This window comes from Acinetobacter sp. WCHA45, assembly GCF_002165255.2.
Classification (GTDB): domain Bacteria; phylum Pseudomonadota; class Gammaproteobacteria; order Pseudomonadales; family Moraxellaceae; genus Acinetobacter.
The window spans coordinates 1,908,335-1,930,279 of sequence record NZ_CP028561.1; the positions used below are offsets into that span (position 1 = coordinate 1,908,335).

General features: G+C 39.3%; 19 protein-coding genes and 1 pseudogene. 4 read left to right on the plus strand and 16 right to left on the minus strand.

Annotation, left to right across the window (positions count from 1 at the left end):
* Positions 1-162: a DUF2256 domain-containing protein gene (locus tag CDG55_RS10600; RefSeq protein WP_081399873.1), complete on the plus strand. Its 162-nt coding sequence runs from the start codon at positions 1-3 to the stop codon at positions 160-162.
* Positions 163-186: 24 nt separating this feature from the next.
* Here the strand turns inward: CDG55_RS10600 and CDG55_RS10605 are convergent, their stop codons facing one another.
* Positions 187-720: a lipocalin family protein gene (locus tag CDG55_RS10605; RefSeq protein WP_416333008.1), complete on the minus strand. Its 534-nt coding sequence runs from the start codon at positions 718-720 to the stop codon at positions 187-189.
* Between the two features lie 344 nt (positions 721-1,064).
* On the opposite strand from CDG55_RS10605, the gene mdh reads away from it, so the two are divergent.
* Positions 1,065-2,237 carry an iron-dependent methanol dehydrogenase gene (mdh, locus tag CDG55_RS10610; RefSeq protein WP_087537206.1) on the plus strand — a complete coding sequence of 391 codons (1,173 nt, stop codon included), beginning with the start codon at positions 1,065-1,067 and terminating at the stop codon, positions 2,235-2,237.
* 365 nt (positions 2,238-2,602) lie between these two features.
* Here mdh and CDG55_RS10615 read toward each other — a convergent pair whose 3' ends face one another.
* Positions 2,603-3,784, minus strand: coding sequence for a hypothetical protein (locus CDG55_RS10615; protein ID WP_005161443.1), 1,182 nt, complete (start codon positions 3,782-3,784; stop codon positions 2,603-2,605).
* A 142-nt stretch (positions 3,785-3,926) separates the two neighbouring features.
* Here CDG55_RS10615 and CDG55_RS10620 point away from each other — a divergent pair, with 142 nt between their 5' ends.
* On the plus strand, positions 3,927-5,438 hold the full coding sequence (locus CDG55_RS10620; RefSeq protein WP_087537207.1) for an aldehyde dehydrogenase family protein: 1,512 nt from the start codon (positions 3,927-3,929) through the stop codon (positions 5,436-5,438).
* 215 nt (positions 5,439-5,653) lie between these two features.
* On the opposite strand, the gene CDG55_RS10625 is transcribed toward CDG55_RS10620, so the two are convergent.
* From CDG55_RS10625 to CDG55_RS10655, 7 genes are all read right to left on the minus strand, one after another.
* A complete protein-coding gene (locus CDG55_RS10625; RefSeq protein ID WP_087537208.1) occupies positions 5,654-7,048 on the minus strand; it encodes an amino acid permease in 1,395 nt (464 codons plus the stop codon).
* Positions 7,049-7,226: 178 nt separating this feature from the next.
* Positions 7,227-8,201 carry a succinylglutamate desuccinylase gene (astE, locus tag CDG55_RS10630; RefSeq protein ID WP_087537209.1) on the minus strand — a complete coding sequence of 325 codons (975 nt, stop codon included), beginning with the start codon at positions 8,199-8,201 and terminating at the stop codon, positions 7,227-7,229.
* A 34-nt stretch (positions 8,202-8,235) separates the two neighbouring features.
* Positions 8,236-9,576 carry an N-succinylarginine dihydrolase gene (gene astB / locus CDG55_RS10635; protein WP_087537210.1) on the minus strand — a complete coding sequence of 447 codons (1,341 nt, stop codon included), beginning with the start codon at positions 9,574-9,576 and terminating at the stop codon, positions 8,236-8,238.
* A gap of 32 nt (positions 9,577-9,608) precedes the next feature.
* Complete coding sequence (gene astD / locus CDG55_RS10640) at positions 9,609-11,078, minus strand: succinylglutamate-semialdehyde dehydrogenase (protein WP_087537211.1); 1,470 nt, start codon at positions 11,076-11,078, stop codon at positions 9,609-9,611.
* Positions 11,078-12,121 carry an arginine N-succinyltransferase gene (astA, locus tag CDG55_RS10645; RefSeq protein WP_087537212.1) on the minus strand — a complete coding sequence of 348 codons (1,044 nt, stop codon included), beginning with the start codon at positions 12,119-12,121 and terminating at the stop codon, positions 11,078-11,080. Before astA ends, astD begins: the two co-directional genes overlap by 1 nt.
* Before the next feature lie 22 nt (positions 12,122-12,143).
* A complete protein-coding gene (locus tag CDG55_RS10650; protein WP_087537213.1) occupies positions 12,144-13,349 on the minus strand; it encodes an aspartate aminotransferase family protein in 1,206 nt (401 codons plus the stop codon).
* A gap of 79 nt (positions 13,350-13,428) precedes the next feature.
* Positions 13,429-14,703, minus strand: a complete 1,275-nt coding sequence (locus CDG55_RS10655; RefSeq protein ID WP_087537214.1) for a Glu/Leu/Phe/Val family dehydrogenase — start codon at positions 14,701-14,703, stop codon at positions 13,429-13,431.
* A gap of 226 nt (positions 14,704-14,929) precedes the next feature.
* On the opposite strand from CDG55_RS10655, the gene CDG55_RS10660 reads away from it, so the two are divergent.
* On the plus strand, positions 14,930-15,352 hold the full coding sequence (locus CDG55_RS10660) for an Lrp/AsnC family transcriptional regulator (RefSeq protein WP_004660976.1): 423 nt from the start codon (positions 14,930-14,932) through the stop codon (positions 15,350-15,352).
* An 82-nt stretch (positions 15,353-15,434) separates the two neighbouring features.
* Here CDG55_RS10660 and CDG55_RS10665 read toward each other — a convergent pair whose 3' ends face one another.
* The 7 genes and pseudogenes from CDG55_RS10665 to CDG55_RS10690 all read right to left on the minus strand — a co-directional run bounded on the left by CDG55_RS10665 (position 15,435) and on the right by CDG55_RS10690 (position 21,936).
* On the minus strand, positions 15,435-16,274 hold the full coding sequence (locus CDG55_RS10665; RefSeq protein WP_087537215.1) for an SDR family NAD(P)-dependent oxidoreductase: 840 nt from the start codon (positions 16,272-16,274) through the stop codon (positions 15,435-15,437).
* A gap of 9 nt (positions 16,275-16,283) precedes the next feature.
* The gene (locus CDG55_RS10670) at positions 16,284-17,351 is read right to left on the minus strand and encodes an amidohydrolase family protein (RefSeq protein ID WP_087537216.1); all 1,068 of its coding nucleotides are present in this window, start codon (positions 17,349-17,351) and stop codon (positions 16,284-16,286) included.
* Between the two features lie 298 nt (positions 17,352-17,649).
* Positions 17,650-17,760, minus strand: coding sequence for a hypothetical protein (locus tag CDG55_RS15280; protein WP_087537217.1), 111 nt, complete (start codon positions 17,758-17,760; stop codon positions 17,650-17,652).
* A gap of 212 nt (positions 17,761-17,972) precedes the next feature.
* The gene (locus CDG55_RS10675; protein ID WP_087537218.1) at positions 17,973-19,673 is read right to left on the minus strand and encodes an NAD-dependent malic enzyme; all 1,701 of its coding nucleotides are present in this window, start codon (positions 19,671-19,673) and stop codon (positions 17,973-17,975) included.
* Positions 19,674-19,965: 292 nt separating this feature from the next.
* Positions 19,966-20,352: a carboxymuconolactone decarboxylase family protein gene (locus CDG55_RS10680; protein WP_087537219.1), complete on the minus strand. Its 387-nt coding sequence runs from the start codon at positions 20,350-20,352 to the stop codon at positions 19,966-19,968.
* Positions 20,349-21,002: pseudogene (locus CDG55_RS10685) on the minus strand (aldehyde dehydrogenase family protein); the annotation flags it as partial. The gene CDG55_RS10680 and the pseudogene CDG55_RS10685, both read right to left, overlap by 4 nt.
* Before the next feature lie 49 nt (positions 21,003-21,051).
* Positions 21,052-21,936: a cation diffusion facilitator family transporter gene (locus CDG55_RS10690; protein ID WP_087537220.1), complete on the minus strand. Its 885-nt coding sequence runs from the start codon at positions 21,934-21,936 to the stop codon at positions 21,052-21,054.
* Between the last annotated feature and the right edge of the window lie 9 nt (positions 21,937-21,945).

A 21,945-nucleotide genomic window follows, 5' to 3' on the forward strand; every position in this document is an offset into this window, starting at 1 on the left:
ATGCATAAAAAAATACATTTACCCGAGAAAGTTTGTCTAAATTGCCACCTCACATTTTCTTGGCGTAAAAAATGGGAAAGATGTTGGAATGAAGTTCAATATTGCTCTAAAAAATGTAAATCACAAGCTAAAATTAATAGTAAAAATCAGGTATCCAACTGAGATACCTGATTAAATTTTAAAAATTTATGGTGTCCGATGAGGAGTTTTGATGAGCTTAGATAAGTCGTAACCTTGTTGTTTCGCTGTTTCAAGGTATGAATTATAAGTAGCGTCATCAATTGTTGGTGTCTTAGAAAGAAGCCATAAATATTTCGTCGATGGTCCGCCTACCAATGCAACTTTATATTCAGGATCTACGCGTAAAACCCAATAATCGCCTTTCGTAAATGGCAGCCAACGTAAACCTTTAGGTAAGAAACTAACTTTCAATTTACTATTCCCACTATTAGCAGAATAAGCCACACCTTCTGAACTATCCATTTGCCCTGTTTTAGTTCTACAGCTATTTAAGACCCCGATGGTTTTATCAGGATTAAGCGTATACACAGCAGTCGTATCACTTAGACAGTGTCGTTGAAAATACATTGGCAAATGAGCGATCTCGTACCATTTTCCAGCATATTGATTCACATCAATTTTATCGACAGCAGAGGGTTTTTCAGCATTTGCTTGCATTGGTATTACAGCAGCAGTCATTGCAGCAGACAATATTGCCATGCCAAATAAAGTTTTAGCTTTCATTTTATCCTCTTGATTTTATCAAAATTGACTAAACAATTTATAAAGATAAAACCGTGAATAAAATGTGAGATTTACTCTTTATTACATTAAAAAACAATTATTTAACAACATTAATATTCAGTAAAAATACAGATATTTAATTTTCTAATATGCATCGATTGCGCCGAGATAAAAATTCATATTATTGCATTTAAACAGTCTGAGACATTTCTTGGTAGGTTTTTGGTAGGTAGGAAAAATTTTTGAGCCTTGCATACTGAGCCTACAGTGATGAGATCACTGAATAACAAACAATGGAATATGGAAGAAGGAATCGCTCCATGGCTTTTAAAAATATTGCAGATCAAACTAACGGTTTTTACATCCCTTGTGTATCTCTTTTTGGACCAGGCTGTGCAAAAGAAATCGGTGCGAAAGCACAGAATCTTGGTGCAAAAAAAGCACTGATCGTAACTGATCAAGGCTTATTTAAATTTGGTGTTGCAGACACCATTGCACAATATTTAAAAGATGCAGGCGTTGACAGCCACATTTTTCCAGGCGCTGAACCAAATCCAACTGACATCAATGTACATAATGGTGTACAAGCCTATAACGACAATAGCTGTGATTTTATTGTCTCTTTAGGTGGCGGTTCATCACACGATTGTGCAAAAGGGATTGGACTCGTCACAGCTGGCGGTGGTCATATCCGTGACTATGAAGGTATTGATAAAAGTACAGTACCAATGACCCCACTTATTGCGATTAATACGACTGCGGGTACTGCATCAGAAATGACCCGTTTCTGTATTATTACCAATACCGATACCCACGTAAAAATGGCAATTGTTGACTGGCGCTGCACTCCATTGATTGCAATCGATGACCCTAAACTCATGGTTGCAAAGCCAGCAGGTTTAACCGCTGCAACGGGAATGGATGCACTTACACATGCAGTTGAAGCTTATGTATCGACTGCAGCAAACCCAATCACCGATGCCTGTGCAGAAAAAGCCATTACCATGATTAGCCAATGGTTACGTCCTGCAGTTGCAAATGGTGAAAATATTGAAGCACGTGATGCAATGAGCTATGCACAATACCTCGCAGGTATGGCATTCAACAATGCATCTCTAGGTTATGTCCATGCCATGGCTCATCAATTAGGCGGATTCTATAATCTCCCTCATGGTGTATGTAATGCGGTATTGCTCCCTCATGTATGTGAGTTCAATCTAATTTCTTGCCAAGACCGTTATGCAAAAATTGCTGAACTTATGGGTGTAAATACTGAAGGGCTTACTGAAACTGAAGCGGCTTTTGCAGCCATTGACGCCATTCGGGAATTATCATCTTCAATCGGTATCCCATCTGGTTTGAATGAACTTGGTGTGAAAACTGAAGATCTTGCAATCATGGCTGAAAATGCTCAAAAAGATGCATGTATGCTGACTAACCCTCGCAAAGCAACGCATGCCCAAGTTGTTGAGATTTTTAAAGCAGCATTGTAATCCACGCTTTTCCCGAGAAGTAAGCTGAATCTCTCCGACCGTTAGCTTACTTAATTTTAGGAATACCCCTCAAAAGGTATTCCCTTTTTTATTTCATTGAGCTTATCAACATCCATAATCGAATCAAATTTCAGCGAACTTGTGAATCATTTTTTCTAAATTAACCGTGTCTTTGATAAGGTCAAACGCTGCTATATTGTTTAAAGGTTATGAACTAAATTAAGCTAATCATATTGTTTTTCAATTTGATTAGATGATATGCCTTTAGACAAATTTTTCTAATGCCAGCTAAATGACATCCCAAAAGATATCATCCATTATTATTGAATAATAAAACAAAATTTTATTTTTTAGATCCGCTATAGTTATGACATATCTCTGAATTTGCTCAGCGATTGATGAGCAGGATGATCTAAGGGTAACAATTCAATTAATCTTTCAACGGCATCAATTGCTTCAGGAAAATGAGCTACATGTTTCAGTAATACATCAATTTCTTTGGTTTTAAAAATCATATCGCTGAGACGTGATTCAAGACAATCTCGCCATGCGCATAGGAAAGGACTTTCTGTTTTTGATAAGAAGATACCCTTATACAATTGTAATGCTGAGGCGATATAACCCGAATCAAGTGCTTGTTCCACATATAAGAAATCAGCTTCTACATTTGCAAGTAAGCGATAAGGTCTTGAGCCTAGCATTCCGCCCAAAATATCACGTAACTGTGACATCTCAGCCTTTAACGTTCCAACACTGACTTTACGCTCACCATAAAGCGCTTGATGTAAATTTTCTAAATTTAAACCATTCGGACAGAGCGCTAAAATTGCCAAAATTTCAATTTGACGCGGCGTTAAAACCAAAGATTTATTATTAAACATCACTTGCGGTGAAGTAAAAGCGCGGATATATAAACGCTGACGTTGCTGTTCAATCAGAGCGGTTTGAATAATAGATGCACAACGCTCAGCAGCCAATACACCGAGCGTATTGTGATTTTTCCAAGTTGTGGATAAATCCACGACACCTAACACTTGTTTGGAGTAGGGATCAATCACTGGCGCTGCATAACAAACCCAGTCATGCACTGATTCCATATAATGCTCATTTGAAAACACGCAACTAGATTGTTGAGTCTTTAAAGACAGCGCTAAGGCATTCGTGCCGACCTCTTCTTCTGCCCACTGACCGCCTGCAATAAAATGTACCTTTTCAGCCGCGCTTTGCATCTGCGTGCTCGATGCGGTCCAAATAATCGTACTCCCAACATCTCCAACAGCGATGACCATAGATGACTGTGCAGCAATATGACTGAGATCATTTGAGCACACTTCTAAGGCTAAATCTAAAGTCGTTTTTGCTTTCTTATGTTGTGCCAATAAAGGTGCAGCCAAGCGCTCTTTTGGAATAGCACAAGATGCTGAGCGTTGCCAAGAACTGGCAATACTTTGTCCTAGCATTTCAGCACTTTGCGGCGACAAACTATTGTGTCGCTTAAGTTGATCAATTGATGTTCGTTGTTGTAATAGGTCTCGTTTTGTAAACATTTGTGTATCCTTTACTAATGACCACGATTTCCAACCTTTCTCCAACCTTCCCAGTTATATGCTAATCAAATAGCGTACAAAAGTACCTTATACCAAAGCTGTAGATGCTTAACAGATCAATTATAAGCAAAGGAATATATATATGCGTTATGTCGATCCTAATCAACCTGATTCAAAAGTTCAATTCAAAGCTCAATACGAGAACTTTATTGGCGGTCAATGGGTAGCACCTATTAAAGGAGAATACTTCGATAATATCTCTCCTGTCGATGGCAAAGTATTTACAAAAGTACCGCGTTCGTCAGCTGAAGATATCGAACTCGCATTAGATGCAGCACACAAAGCCAAAGCTGAGTGGAATAAAAGCTCTCCGACAGTACGTTCAAATATTTTACTTAAAATCGCTGATAGACTAGAACAAAATCTAGAATATCTTGCCGTTGCAGAAACTTGGGATAATGGTAAGCCTGTTCGAGAAACACTTGCTGCCGATATTCCATTGGCAATTGACCACTTCCGCTATTTTGCTGGTTGTATCCGTGCACAGGAAGGCGGCATTTCAGAAATCGATGAAGATACAATTGCTTACCATTTCCACGAACCTTTAGGTGTCGTTGGACAAATTATTCCATGGAACTTCCCAATTCTCATGGCTGCATGGAAACTTGCTCCTGCACTAGCAGCAGGTAACTGTGTCGTATTAAAACCAGCAGAACAAACACCTGTAAGCATTCTACTTGTTTTAGAATTAATCCAAGATATTCTACCTGCTGGTGTATTAAACGTTGTGAATGGCTATGGTGTCGAAGTAGGCCGTCCACTTGCCACTAATCCTCGTATTGCCAAAATTGCATTTACAGGTTCAACCCAAGTTGGACAGTTGATCATGCAATATGCAACTGAGAATATTATTCCAGTCACTTTAGAACTCGGTGGAAAATCTCCAAATATCTTCTTTGAAGATGTTATGGATCAAGAAGATGATTTTCTTGATAAAGCACTTGAAGGCTTTGCAATGTTCGCACTCAATCAAGGCGAAGTTTGTACTTGTCCCTCTCGCGCATTAGTTCAAGAAAGTATTGCAGATAAGTTCTTAGAAAAAGCCATTGAGCGTGTGAAACGTATTAAAGTAGGTCACCCACTTGATACTGAAACAATGGTTGGTGCTCAAGCTTCACTAGAACAACAGGAAAAAATCTTACGTTGTATTAACACGGGTCGAGAAGAAGGTGCTGAACTTCTTACAGGTGGTGGTGCTAGACAAGAAGTGGGTGAAGGTTTCTATATCGAACCAACTGTCTTCAAAGGACACAATGCCATGCAGATCTTCCAAGAAGAAATTTTTGGACCAGTTCTATCTGTAACAACGTTCAAAGACTTTGATGAAGCCATCAAAATCGCAAATGACACCATCTATGGTTTAGGTGCTGGTGTTTGGGCTCGTTCTGCACATACTTCATACCGCGCTGGTCGAGCAGTTGAAGCAGGACGTGTTTGGACAAACTGTTACCACATCTATCCTGCTCATGCTGCTTTTGGTGGTTATAAAAAATCAGGCGTTGGTCGTGAAAACCACAGAATGATGTTAGATCACTATCAACAAACCAAGAACTTATTGGTGAGTTATTCGACTAAACCTGCTGGCTTCTTCTAAAACTCGAAGAGCGATATTGACCTATAAATAAATATCCCAAATCAAATAAAAAGAGCAAGTGCTAAGGCACTTGCTCTTTTTTTTACCATTTCTATTTGAAGTTTTTTTATATTTTATAAACAGCCAAATGATCATTTCCTAAAGTAAAAAAGACGAATCTCAACTCAAAGATTTTGAGTATAGATTCGTCTTTTATGAAAGATTAGCTTATACAGTTAAGCTTTGTTTTTATAAAACATATAGTAGCTTGCATAGCAGGCGATGATAAATAGAACACAGCAGACAAAACCAACTTGCATTGAAGGATCTGCCACCATACTAATACAAGTAATGACACAGAAGGCCCCACCTAAAATTGGTGTCAACGGAAACAACGGTGCAGCAAATTGAAGGTCTTTTACGGTTTTACCAGACTTAATCCATTGTCTACGGAAGTTAAATTGGCTCACGCAAATTGAGATCCAAACCACGACCATAGTAAAAGCAGCAACACCCAGTAAATTTTTAAAAATGGTTTCAGGCGCAAATTGTTCAGATAATAAACCAGGAATTGCACCAAACATGGTGACAATAATGGCAATAATTGGCGTACCTGAACGTGTCAATTTAGCAAACACTTTAGGAAGTTGATTCTGCGCTGACAATGACCACATCATTCGAGAAGCAGCAAATAAGCCTGAGTTGGCAGCCGATAAAAGTGCAGTAATAATCACAAAACGAATAATATCTTCTGCATATGGAATGCCGATGTAATTAAATACCGTTACAAATGGACTATTACTTACGCCTTCTGCATTGAGTCCTGCCATTTCATAAGGCAGTAATGCACAAATCACCACAATCGTACCAACAAAGAAAATCAATAAACGCCAAATTGCAGCATTAATTGCTTTCGGTACCGTTTTCGCAGGTTCTTCAGCTTCCCCTGCGGCAACCCCAATCAGTTCTGTACCAGAGAATGCAAAATTAACGATCAGCATTGTGGCAAAAATTGGGTAAATACCATTTGGGAACCAACCATGCTCGGTCAATTTACTAAACAGCGGTGCTGACTCATGACCATGATAGGAGATCAAGCCAAAAATAGCGGCTAGGCCCAATGCAATAAAACAGATAATGGTGAGAACTTTAACCAAAGATAGCCAAAATTCCGACTCAGCAAATAACCGAGTGGAACTCACATTCAGCGTAAAGACCAGTGCTGCAAATAATAAGGTCCATGTCCACATGGATATGGAAGGAAACCACTCCTGCATGAGTAAAGCTGCAGCTGTGAATTCAGTACCTAATGTTGCAGTCCACGTCAACCAATACAACCATGTGATCATATAGCCCGTGCCTGGTCCAATATAGGTTCTGGCATATTCACCAAATGAACCCGAAACTGGCATCTGTACTGCCAACTCACCTAAACACAGCATCACCATGTAGGCAATGATACCACCAAGCAGGTAAGAGAGAATCGCACCAATGGGACCTGCCTGTGAAATCACATCACCTGAGCCTAAAAATAAGCCCGTTCCAATTGCACCACCTAATGAAATCATCACCAAATGACGTTTCGTCATGGCACGTTTTAGCGGCTTACCCACTTCCATATTGTTAATCATACACGATCACTCCAACTATCTTTTTATGACAACCTGTCCTTGCTTTCCACTTCATAAAAATGAATATCGAATGGATATTTTTTCCGATCTTTTGTTTTCTACTGAACATCCATATTCAAACTCCATTTACGCCTATTCCTTATCACATCCATTTTTTAAAAGTCGATGTATGTGTATGCTATCCAATTTCCTTTAAAACCAGTCCAGCTCTCAAGCCCATCTTCACATTTGGATTTGGAAATAAAATCCAAACTTGTTGATTATCGACGACATAATTGCCTGCTTGCTGAGTTGCAATCACCTCATCTTTCTGAAAGGTTGAAAAATTAGGTGCATCAGCACTTAATTGCAATTGGAAATCGTCACTCTGCTTTAGAACGGAGTCCACCACCTTAAATTGGCGAATACTTGGCTTCTGTCTACATGGCAAAGCCTGCTCTGAAAGTACCGCACGTAAAACCTGATCGGTACTCGCAAATTCAGTTAAATCATTTTGACCAAAAGGCTTTGCTTTGCCTAACTCCAAGGTAATACTCGCCGCTTGACATTGTTCAGCAGTAAAATGAGTAAAGGTTTTTCCAACCGCATTGTGATACACCAAAGCATCCAAATCTGCAGCATTCAAACTTTGAATCAGGAAGTCATCATAGGGCTGTGTTTGATAGGGAAATAATGCAAATACAGGCAGTAATGATGCACGAATTGCAGTGTGCATATCATAATGATAGCGCTGTGCTTCAAACTGACTTTGCTCAAAAAACTCTGAAGTACACTGTTCTAATTGTGCTGCTCGATGCGTTTCATCATCTTGTGCTAACTGCTGATATGCACCACAAAACATTCGGTTCATATCATTTTCGAGATAACGAACACCTTGTCGAATTGCCTTAGGATTACCTAAAACAAAGAGTACACGCACCGCTAATTTTAAATGCTCAGCAAATAGGTCACTAATGATGCGAGACAATAATTCAATCGGTGCTGTTTCATTACCATGAATTCCAGCAGAAAGCACCATGGTTTTTCTATACGCTGTTTTAGGTGTACATTGCAGTAACCCTTCACCTAGCCATTGCCATGTAAACTCAACTGTTTCACCCTGCATTTGCTCGGGTTCCTGTTGCGCTAAAGTCAACGCGAGTAGATCAACCATGTACTTTCATCCTTAAAAGCTGTTCTCTGCTGTTTTATCTTTGGAAGTGATAAACCGAGCCTAAATTTAAAATCTTAGTGAGTTCATCTAGCGCAGTACGGCTCTCAATCAATAAACTTGGATCAGCCAAATCATCCTGCGTTAACTCATCACGATAATGCTGATCCACCCACTGATTCAGTGTTTTGAACAAAGCATCATTCATGAACAAGTTTGGATTGACTGCATTCAACTCAGCTTTGTTTACAGCAACACGAAGTCTTAAACATGCAGGTCCGCCGCCATTCCGCATACTTTCACGCAGATCAAATACTTTAATGTCGTCAATTGGTGTTCCCATTTGAATCATGTCATTTAAGTAACTCCAAACGGCTGAGTTCTGACGAGATTCTTCTGGTACAACAATGCTCATGCCACCATCAGCACGGGTTAAGATTTGACTATTGAATAAATAAGTTGAAACGGCATCTTCAACCTTCACTCGACTTTCAGGTACTTCAATCGAAATAAACTCTTGTTCAATTTCGGCCATCTTGTGACGAATTTCATCTAAGGCTGCAGCTTGATTTAAAAATGCATGTTGGTGATGGAACAACACCTGTTGGTTACTCACGGCGATCACATCATTATGAAATACGCCTTGATCAATCACGTCAGGATTTTGCTGAATAAATACAGTACGATTTGCATCTAACCGATGTAAACGCGCAATCGCTTCACTCGCCTCACGTGTTTGACGTGCAGGGAATTTTTGTGGTGCAACCGTACCACCAAGTTGTTGTTGACCGTAAACAAAAACTTGCACACCAGCCTGATCATAAGCACCGCCTAGACGATTATGATTGGCTGCACCTTCATCGCCAAATAAAGCAGCTTCTGGCAATGCTTCATGATGTGCGAAATATACATCATTCTTGAACATCGCTTGAAGAATACGAGTCGTTGTATGATGCTCAATTGATCGATGAAACTTATTATTTAGGTTTGCAGCAGTAAAATGCATCCGCCCGTCAGCACTGTCAGCCGATGGTGATACCGTACACGAGTTCGCGGTCCACATTGATGAAGCTGAACTCAATGATGATAATAAAGCAGGCGCAGTACGCATGGCTTGAGCAATCACATCAATATCACTACCCGTAAAGCCTAAACGACGCAATGTTGGTACATGCGGACGCTCTTGTGGTGCAAACACGCCTTGTTTAAGCCCTAAGTCTGCAAGGGCTTTCATTTTCTTCAAGCCTTGTTTTGCCGCAAGCTTAGGATTTGATGCATTATTACGGTTTTTAGTTGAAGCCACATTACCAAATGATAAGCCCGCATAATGATGCGTAGGACCAACTAAACCATCAAAATTGATTTCATAACCAGACATTTTATTCTCCATGTGTCCCGATGCGATCCGTCTTAGAGCACAATGCCCGGTGATAATTTTGCAGGAAGCGTCACGTTATCACTTTCTAATGATGCCATTGGCCAAGCACTATAATCTGCTGCATAAAAGGCACTCGCTCGGTGATTGCCAGAAGCACCTACTCCACCAAATGGTGCTGCACTTGAAGCACCAGTCAATGGTTTATTCCAATTCACAATACCCGCACGTGCTTCAATCAACACACGATCAAATAAATTGCGATCAGGTGAAACCAAACCAACCGCCAAACCAAAGCGAGTGTTATTGGCGATGCTTAATGCTTCATCAAAAGTGTTGTAGCGATAAATTGTCGTCAATGGACCGAAGTATTCATCATCAGGAATACCATCGACCTGTGTTAAATCTAAAATACCTGCTGTCAACAATGAACTGTCTGCTTGTGGACGTGTCATTTCTAATAATGGTTTTGCGCCTAAATCGATCAGTTTAGTTTGTGCTACTAACATTTGTTCAGCCGCACGAGAAGAAATCACTCCCCCCATAAATGGTTGTGGTTCAGCATTCCACTCACCAACAACTAGATTCTTCGCGACTTCTACAAAACGTTGAATGAAGGCATCACCATTTACACCGTGCTTGACAATGATTCGGCGTGCACAAGTACAACGTTGTCCTGCCGAAACAAAAGCCGATTGAATCGCTAAATTCACGACCGCATCAATATCAGTTGCTTCGTCAATGATGAGGGCATTATTGCCACCCATTTCCAAAGCAAGGATTTTTTCAGGCGCGCCGGCCATTTGCTTATGCAAGTGATAGCCTGTATTGGCACTGCCTGTGAACAACAAACCGTCAATTTGTTCAGCCGCAGCAAGTGCCTCACCTGTACTACGCCCACCTTGTACGATATTCAATACGCCATTCGGCAAACCTGCTTGCTGCCATAACTTTGCCGTTTCTTCCGCAGTCCAAGGGGTAAGTTCACTTGGTTTAAACACTACGGTATTGCCTGCAATCAATGCAGGAACAATATGACCATTTGGCAAATGACCTGGGAAGTTATATGGACCAAATACAGCCAAAACACCATGTGGACGATGACGTAGTGAAGCAATACCATCTGGCATTCTAGTTTCACTGAAACCCGTACGTTGATCATAAGCACGAATTGAAATCGCGACTTTGCCAACCATAGATTGCACTTCGGTCAATGTTTCCCAAAGTGGTTTACTGGTTTCTTGACTAATCACTTGAGCCAATTCATTTTTATTATGCTCAAGTAGACTCGCAAAACGTTCAATAATTGCGATACGATCTTCTAACGGCATACGTGCCCAAGCAGGAAATGCCTGACGAGCAGCAAGACATGCCTGCTCAACATCAGCTTGGCTGGCTTCATGACCTGCCCAAATTTGCTGATTGTTAACAGGGTTGGTTTTACTGAATGCGGTTCCTTGTCCTTGGATCCAAGCACCATCAATTAATAATGCACCTTGTGACATTAGTTCTTCTCCATTTTTTCTAATGCTAAAACGCGTACTTGATCGTGTTCAGCAATATTCAGTGCTTGTGCTTGTGCTGCTGTCATGTGCAAAGTGTCACTTTCAGTGATTTTGTTATTGATCAACAATACGCAGTAATCTTGGTATTGGTCATTCGCAACCAAAAAATGAGTTTCTGTCGTTTCAACTTGCTCAGTGATTTTAACGTTGAGCAAACGACTCTCTTTGACTGCACGTAGTTCAGCGGTATTGGCTTCCAGTGTTGGTCCTGCATCAAAAATATCCACATAACCCTGATATTTAAGCCCTTCTGACATCAGCACTTTTGCCGCAGGCAATGTGTGCGGATGTACTTCAGCAATCACAGCACGCGCTTCTGAGGTCAGCAAATCAACATAGACTGGAAATCTCGGCATGAGTTCTGCGATAAACGCTTTTTGTCCTACACCACTTAAATAATCTGCAGCTGCAAAATCCATATCAAAAAATAGATAACCGAGCGAATCCCAAAATGGCGAATGTCCATTTTGATCTGAAAAACCACGCATCTCAGCAATCAATCTTTCTTCAAAGAAAGAACGAAACGCTGCAATAAACAGAAAACGTACTTTTGATAAAAACTTACCGTTTTGGTTTTTGCGGTATTCAGGATCAAGGAACAAAGTGCAGAGTTCACTGCAACCAGTATGATCATTACTTAAAAAAAGAGTATCTAAAGTCTTATACACATTTAAGGCTTTAGAGGCATGCACCTGTTTTGCTACACGGAAGTTGTAAAATGGTTCTTTTAACCCCACTGCAACTTCAATCGCACTCACACCCACAATTTTGTGAATACTGGTATCTTCTAAAACAAACAAATAACTTGCCTCACACTTTTCGGTTAAGCCCGCTAAAGTTTGAGTCGTACGTGTAATACGTTCAGCTAAGATTTCTTTGTTTTCTGGTAAGGAGGTCAAGCCAATGCCCGACTCTCCTGCTCTTTGCGCTAAACGATAAATATCATCTAAGTCCCGATGCGCTGCATGTCTAACAATCATCATGGTTAGATGCTCACAACAAGATTTAGAGGCGTGCTAAGGCACGAGCAAAACGATTTAAACCTTCGTCAATATCTTCCATTGGAATAATTAGTGAAGGGGTGAAACGTACGACATCAGTACCTGCAACCAATGCCAACAAGCCTTCTTCACCCGCTAAGGTCACGATATTTTTTGCTTTGCCTGCATATTCATCTTTCAGAACACAACCAATTAATAGACCTTGACCGCGGATTTCTTTGAATAAACCATATTCAGCATTGATTTTATTCAAAGCATCGATGAAATATTGATGACGTTTTTTAACGCCGTCTAAAACTTCTGGTGTATTGATGAATTCAAACACCGCACCTGCCACTGCACAAGCCAATGGATTACCACCATAAGTCGTACCGTGATCACCCACCGCATACATATTGGCATAATGATCTGTAGTAATCATTGCGCCGATTGGGAAACCACCACCTAACGCCTTTGCCGTCGTTAAAATATCTGGGGTTACGCCAGTATTCATGTAGCCATAAAGTGAACCTGTACGGCCAACGCCTGTTTGTACTTCATCAAAAATCAGTACAGCGCCTTTTTCATCGCACAATGCACGTAAGCCTTTCAAAAATTCGATGTCAGCGGGTAACACACCACCTTCGCCTTGGATCGGTTCTACGATCACCGCACAGGTATTTTCAGTAATAATAGCTTTAGCAGCATCTAAATCATTAAATGCCGTATGCTCGATTCCACCCGGTAAAGGTGCAAAATCTTGAGAATATTTAGGTTGTCCACCTGCTGTTACGGTAAACAAAGTTCGACCGTGGAATGCATTTTTAAATGCAACAATATGATTTTTATTTGGATTACCACTGAGTAAACCAACTTTACGTGCCAGTTTTAATGCTGCTTCGTTCGCTTCTGCACCAGAATTACAGAAAAATACTTTGTCAGCGAATGTACTTTCAACCAATTGTTTTGCAAGGCGTAATACTGGCTCGTTGGTATAACCATTACCAATATGCCAAAGTTTTTGAGCTTGTTCTGTTAAAGCATTTACCGCAACTGGATGGGCATGACCTAAAGCATTAACCGCAATACCACCTGCAAAATCGATATATTCTTTATCGTTTTGATCCCAAATACGAGAACCTTCACCACGAACCAAAATGAAATTTGCTGGAGCAAAAACAGGCACCATCCAATCATTAAAATTGCTACGTGTAATTGCGACTTCGCTCATTTTATTTACTCACTTCCTGTTTTGATATGCAGGCTCATTGAATATTCAATGAGCCGTTTGCTTTAACTTTATGAATGGTTTATCCCGGGAAAATACCGCGTTCTTTACGGGCTTTGAGGATACGTTCACACGCTAAAATATAAGCTGCCGTACGCAAGCTACATTCCTTTTGCGCTGCGGTATTCCACACATCACTCATGGCTTGAATCATCAGCTTGTCGAGACGTTCATTAATTTCGTCTTCGCTCCAGAAATAACTCGCCATATCTTGAACCCATTCAAAATAACTGACGGTTACACCACCCGCATTACAAATTACGTCAGGAACTACAGTAATGTTACGGCTAACGAATACATCATCTGCTTCTGGATAAGTTGGTCCGTTTGCACCTTCAAGTACAATTTTCGCTTTGAGTTTTTGTGCACGTTCAACCGTAATCTGACCTTCCAATGCTGCTGGAATCAGAATATCCATATCGACATCCCAGAACTCTTCATCCGAGATCACAGTCGCTTCAGCAAAACCTTTCACGCCACCCTGTTCAGCAACATGCTTTTGTAATGCTTTTACGTTAAAACCTTCAGCATTAAAAATTGTGCCTGTGTGATCTTGCACAGCAACAATTTTTGCACCTGCATGATTAAACAAATAAGCAGCTTCATTACCAACGTTACCAAAGCCTTGAACCGCAACTTTGCTGCCTTCGATAGGTAATTTGATACGCTCTGCAACTTGCATACCTGTAACAAATACGCCACGACCTGTTGCACGAACACGGCCGAGTGAACCACCTAAATGCACAGGTTTTCCAGTTACAACACCTGTAACCGTGTGACCTTTAATACTTGAATAAGTATCCATCATCCAACCCATGATATTGGCATTAGTACCAACATCAGGTGCAGGAATATCAATTTGTGGGCCGATAATTGGGCTAATTTCACTGGTAAAACGACGAGTTAAACGCTCTAATTCACGTGTTGAAAGTTCTTTAGGGTTAACACGAATACCACCTTTTGCGCCGCCAAATGGGAGATTAAGCACCGCAGTTTTAATGGTCATCCATGCTGATAACGCCATGACTTCATTCAATTCAACATCTTGGTGATAACGAATACCACCTTTACCAGGACCACGAGAGAGATTGTGCTGTACGCGATAGCCTTCAAAATGACGAATTGTGCCGTCATCCATCACGATTGGCACATCAACAATTAGCGTACGTTTTGGTGTTTTCAGTGTGTTGATAAAGTTGCTGAGGTCGGCATCCAAATAAGGTGCTACACGATCTACTTGAGTGAGAAAGGTTTGCCAAGCACTACCATTTTGAGCCGCATATGATAAAGACATCATCTTTTCCTTAATTAATTAATTGTCCCTGTTATCTACAGATTCCCTTACTGCAAAGGTTTCCGCTCACCCCATCGTTCCGTGTCAACATAGATCTCTTGATTCATTCGAAAAAAATGTTTGGGGCTTCGTATATTGATTATTATTAAGAATCAAATTGATTCACAAAATTCTTTACAATGATTAAAATGAATTAATTTTTATCAATTTGCTAATAGTAAGTATCAAAATGAACAATATTGATCATATTATCTTAGGTTTACTCAAAGATAATGCTCGGATCTCAATTACAGATCTGGCTGCAAAAACACGAGTCTCTAGAGCGACTGTGCAAAAACGAATTGAATACATGGAATCGACGGGTATCATCACGGGATATACTGTACGCTTTCGCCCTAATGTGGAGAAAAATATTATTCGGGCGTGGATGAATATCATGGTGGAGGGAACCAAAGCGCAAGCGGTTATTCGTGAATTACGCCTAGAATCAGCCGTTGAACGCCTGCATACTACAAACGGGAAATGGGATATTTTGGTTGAATTACAGTCCGACAGTTTAGAAAATTTTGACAAGGCACTCGAACGAATTCGAAATATTTCAGGTATTTATAATAGTGAAACAAGTATTTTACTTTCTACATATAAAACATAATGATAGATGATAATTCAACTTGAAATGAATTAACTAGGATGCTCACACAAATTAAATGAGCATCCTTAGGTTGAAGAATATTTTAACTTTTTTTCGAAGTTTTTTTGGTTAAAAAATCCAATGCTTGAGAATAATGAGTTGGTGTAATCCGCTGAATCAAATCTAAAATTTTGGCATCATTGCCAATCAATATTCGAGCTTTGTCCTGTTTGACCGCCTCTAAAATGATTTTTGCAGCTTCTTCAGGTGGGGTTTTCAAAACTTTATTAAATGATCGACTAGCCTTTGCAGGGTTCATACCCAAAGAACGAATACTGTCACTCATACGAGCACTATTAGCGATATTGGTTCGTATACCACCTGGATGCACACAAGTCGCACTGACACCATTATTTTGCATATTTAATTCTTGACGTAATGATTCGGTAAAACCGCGCACTGCAAACTTTGTTGCGTTATAAGCACTTTGAGAAGGTTGAGCAGTGAGTCCAAATAAACTAGAAATATTAATGATATGCCCTTCACCACTTTGCTTTAAATAAGGCAAAAACTCTTTTGTGCCGTAGACAACACCCCAAAAATTAATATTAAAAATCCATTCCATTTCTTCATAGCTCATACCTTCTACGGTGCTTGCTAATGCAACGCCAGCATTGTTAAAAATCAAATTGATTTTGCCATGATCTTTGAAACTATTCTCCGCCCATTCACGTACAGCTTGCTGATGAGAAACATCTAATTTGGTTAAAGTGACTTTCACAGGATACTGTTTTACTAAAGATAATGTTTCAGCTAAACCTTGATCATTCACATCGCTCAAAGCTAAATCAGCGCCTTGCTGAGCTAATAAAATTGCAAGTTGTTGACCGATTCCAGAACCTGCACCTGTAATTGCAGCAACCTTTTGATTAAAACTTTTCATATGATGACTCTAATTTAATTGATAAAAATTGGCAGCGTTTTGTCTAAAAATGGAATACATCGCTTGATCACCATAAGGTGTGATCATTTCAATATAAGCTTGGATCAAATCGCTTAGCGTTGTATTTGCTTTATCCATAGGAAAATTTGAAGCAAAAATGATTCGATCTGGACTAAATACCTGTATTGCATGCTGAATCAATGGTGTTAATAAATTCACCATTTCATAGACGGTTGCAGTACGGTATTGTTGATAAAATCGGTGTCCCAACACGGGCATCATCAGTCCCGAAATCTTGGCATAGACATTTTTCTGCTCAGCTAAAACTGCCAAATCATGCTGCCATTGCTGGAAAATAGCAGCACGTTGTGACGGTGTTTGACCAGTTTTTTTGCCAATAGGGCCAAAAAGTCCTGCGGGTGTTGCCAAATGATCAACGACTATAGGTGTTTGAGGAAATTGTTTCGCTATTTTTGTAATTTCTGAAATTTGTGTTGAATAAGTCCACGCATCAAAAGATAAATCCATTTTGGCAAGTTGTTCAAAGCCTTTAAGGAATTTTTTAGACTGATATAAATGTGCTTGATCACACCAACGATAAATACCAGAATCCTCATGCCAAGAAGCCATTTTACGAATCCCCCTAAATAGAGGGCTGGCATCTTGATGTGCTTTTAAAATCTGTTTAAATTTTCGATCTCGCGGATCAGCAGTGGCGATAATTGCACCTAGCTTTAAATTTTGGTCTTTAAAATTTAATTGTTGAATCCATTTGGTTTCTTCGACAACACCAAAGCCTTTATGATGATGCCAATTTGCTTCGACATGTACTACGCTTTCAATCCTATGATGTCCCATATCTTCATGATAATTTTGAGGGAGATAAGGACTCAACGCATATTTAGTTAATCCTAGCGTTTCTAAAAGTGGCTTCGGTTTAACGACTCGAATAACTTTATTCATCACACGGGGATAATTCCCCAAAGCTTTAACCAACAAGGCAGCAGAATGTGGAGTATGGTATGGATCCCATTGATGGATATGCGGATCTATAATTGCAAAATCTAGTTTTCTCATTCCAACACTCTTTATTCTTTCAAATGATGAAGATGTGATGATCATCGTCCCAAGTCATCATTTATGTAATTTTTTAAATACGGCTTATTTTTAGAGTACAGAACAAAAATCTATGAATAAAATGATTTATTCTAATGAAGAGCTATGAATATTATTCATTGTTTTGAATGGCTGGATGAATATAATCCAAGCCGCATCCAGTAGATGTGATCATTGTAGCGAAACAGATTACCAAGCTTAAATTTGCTGTATTAAATGAATAGCTAAACAGTGCTATAAATCAGATTTTAAGCTGATTTTAAAGAAAATATTCCCAAATAATATAGCCTAACCCAAAACCGATAAAAGCATAGAGTGTGATAATAAAAAATACGAAACTCGCATTATTTTTCTTTTTAAAAAAACTCATATTTAGCCCATTCATATCAACCTCGTTATACTTTGAATGAATACAGATGATAAAGGTAGATACAGATTTTATAAAAAAAATATAACAGATAGTTGTATGAGAGTAATAATAAGCTAAAAACCTGAAAGATCATTCAAGATCAGTCAGGTTTTGTTCTGTTCTAGATTACCGAATTACATTTACTTTCATCAATCAGACTAGATCTGGCTCAATTAAAAAGTAACTCGGCGATAGTTTCGATATTCAGGTGTCCAAAAATTATCTTCAATCACATTTTTCAGCACATCATTGCTCATGGGTACTGCTAATCCATCTGCCATCGCAGCTTTTGCAACTTTAAAAGCAATAAATTTGGAGACTTGATGAATGTCATTAATATTTGGCAATAGATCTGCAGCTGGATTTTTTAAACGCGGTGAGCAATCTGCCAATGCTGTGCTTGCAGCCATCAACATTGCATCACTAATATGATTTGCACCACATGCAATCACACCTAAGCCTATTCCTGGGAAAATATAAGAATTATTACACTGAGCAATCGTATAAGTTTTACCTTGAAAATATACTGGTGCAAAAGGACTACCTGTCGCAACGATTGCAGCACCTTGCGTCCATTCAATAATATCTTTTGGCTGAGCTTCTACTTGAGAAGTCGGGTTAGATAATGGCAAAACAATCGGATGCTTATAATATTTAGCCAAAGTTTTAATCACTTCTTCACTAAACAGACCTGCTTGCCCTGATACACCAATCAGAATACTTGGTTTCGCATTTTTTACGACATCAAGTAGCGCAATCTCTTGTCCTGAATATTCCCATTCTGAAATTGTATTCACAGGTGTTGCGAGTTTTTGTTGAAAGTCGAGTAAATTGGGCTGTTGATCAGTCATTAAACCGAAGCGATCAACCATGAAAATACGTGAACGGGCTTCATGATCGCTCAAACCTTCATCCATCATTTGTCTAACGATATGCTCAGCAATACCACATCCTGCTGAACCAGCACCAACAAAAGTAATGGTTTGATCTTTAAGTTGTTTACCAAGTGCTCTTGATGCAGCAATTAGACTGGCAACTGTAACTGCTGCAGTTCCTTGAATGTCATCATTAAAGCAGCAAATTTTATCTCGATACTGAGTCAACAATGGCATCGCATTAATTTGGGCAAAATCTTCAAACTGTATCAACACATTCGGCCAACGTTCACGCACAGCAGAAATAATCTGTTCGACAAATAGGTAATATTGCTCCCCTCTGATTCGAGGTTGTTTCAATCCCATGTAAATTGGATCGTTGAGTAATTCTTGATTATTGGTACCAACATCTATCGTAATCGGTAACGTATAAGCAGGACTAATACCTCCACATGCGGTATATAGAGATAATTTCCCAATTGGAATTCCCATACCGCCAATACCCTGATCACCTAAACCAAGGATGCGCTCACCATCGGTAATGACAATCACTTTGACATTTTTCTTATTTACATTATGAATAATTTGATCGATGTATTGACGTTCAGCATATGAGATGAAAATCCCACGATGACGACGATAAATATCAGAAAAACGCTGGCAAGCCTCGCCGACGGTTGGTGTATAAATGATAGGTAGCATTTCATCTAAATGCTGACTCAATAAATTATAAAAAAGAGTTTCATTTGTGTCTTGAATATTTCTTAAATAAATATGCTTGTTCAAGTTATTGTCAAATGACAAGTACTGCTGATAAGAGCGTTGCGTTTGTTCTTCAATGTTTTCGATATTGTTAGGTATCAGTCCATGCAAGTTAAACTGCTCACGCTCTTCTGTTGAAAAAGCTGAACCTTTATTCAAGAGTGGAAGTTCTAAAAGAGCGTTCCCAGCATAGGGAATATATAAAGGTTTTTGGGTTTTACTAGGATTTGCGGGCATACCTTACTCTTTCGATGATCTATCAAATATCAAATTTTCTTTGCTCAAGATGGAATTAAAATCACCTTAAACGAAGTGCATAATTTACACCAATAGACACATAAAGCTGCATATATCTCAGTATATAAAAGTTGATTGGTTATTTAGAAAATAAATACTCTGTTTAAATTATATTCATCCTGACCGAAACAATCGTAACAATTGGTATGTCACTTTAAGAGCGAAGTGCCAAAATGAAATCACTTAAGCAAACATTACCAATAAGCTGGGTAATGTTTGCTCAATCGTTCAATTAGTTATTTTCTTGTTCATATTCCTGAATCGCTTCTTTAGCAATTTGGAAACTATCTACGGCTGCCGGTACACCACAATAAATTGCGACTTGTAGCAGCACCTCACGAATTTTTTCTTTAGGTACACCATTACGCAAAGCACCTTTGACATGCAGCTTCAACTCATGTGGACGATTCAGCGCAGAAATCATGGCAAGATTGATTAAGCTTCGTTCAGGCTTGCTCAGTTCCTCTCGCCCCCAAACTGCCCCCCAGCAATACTCTGTAACTAACTCTTGTAAAGGTAAGTTAAAATCATCAGTATTGTTGATCGAATTATTGACATAAGCTTCACCTAACACTTGTTTACGAATGGCTAAGCCTTTTTCAAATTTTTCATTACTCATGCATTCAATCCTCCAAATAAGGTGTATTTGATTTCAAGATAATCTTCAATCCCGTATTTTGAACCTTCACGACCTAAACCCGAATGTTTGATTCCACCAAATGGTGCGACTTCATTGGAAATTAAGCCTTTATTGATTCCAACCATACCGTATTCAAGCTGCTCACTCATCCGCCAAGCACGTCCTAGATCTTTGGTATAACAATACGCCGCTAAGCCAAATTCCGTCGCATTTGCCATTTCAATGGCTTGTTGTTCAGTTTCAAACTTGAATACAGCAGCCAATGGACCAAATGTTTCTTGTGTCGCCACATCCATCTCAGCGGTGACATCAGCAATAATGGTAGGTTCATAGAATAACTCACCTGCACTATGACGTTTACCACCAGCGACCAAACGACCTGCTTTAGCTAAGGCATCAGCGACGTGAGCTTCAACCTTTTTCACTGCATTGGCATTAATTAATGGACCAATTTCACTCCCAACATCCAAACCATTGCCGATTGCAAAAGCATTGACCTTTTCACTTAATGCAGCAATGAATTTTTCGTAAATTCCTTCTTGAACAAGAAAGCGATTCACACAAACACAGGTTTGTCCTGCATTGCGATATTTAGCAATTAATGCCCCTTCGATTGCAGCATCCAAATCTAGGCATCTTGAATATAATTTATTCTTGATGCCTTTTCTCAATGCCTCACTATATTGGATCAATATGAGTGACCACATCAATGACATTATGATTTTTAAGGACTTCATTTCTCGCCTCTACTGCAATTCTATGTCCTTCTTTGACACTTTGTTCGCCACTGACTTCCAAATGAACATCGACAATAATCATGTCACCCATTTTACGTGTTCTCAGTTGATGTAGACCCAATATCCCATCTTTCTTCAACAAAGTTGCTTTGATCGCAGCTATTTCATCTTCGTTCGCTGACTTGTCCATCAAATCATGTAAACCAGTCCAGCTAAACTCAAACCCCATTTTGGCAATCATTAAACCGACAATTAAGGCTGCGATTGGGTCAAGAATTGGATATCCTGCGAGATTACCTAAAATCCCTAAGGCAACAACAAAAGAAGATGCTGCATCTGAACGTGCATGCCAAGCATTTGCAATCAATAAACTTGATTTTACTTTTTTGGCAATAGCAAGCATATAGCGGAACAAAAGTTCTTTACAGATCAAGGCTGTTATTGCAACCCAAAGCGCCATACTATGTACTTTAGGAATTTGTTCGGGATGAAGTATCTTATGCGTTGCCGTCCATAACATACCAACACCAACAATGAATAAGATCAGACCAAGTATAAAAGATGCTGCATTTTCAAAACGAAGATAACCATATGGATGTGCGTCGTCAGGTGCTTTTTGGCTATGACGGTTCGCCACGAATACAATAAAATCCGCAACTAAATCACTTAAAGTGTGGATACCATCTGCAACTAGACCTTGTGATTTTGAAAAAATACCAATCAATATCTGTCCAATCGACAAAAAGATATTAACAACAACACTTATCCACGTTGATTTGGAAGCAGCTTTTGCTCTCGACTCAAGATCAATATTTGATTCAATCATAATCTTTTA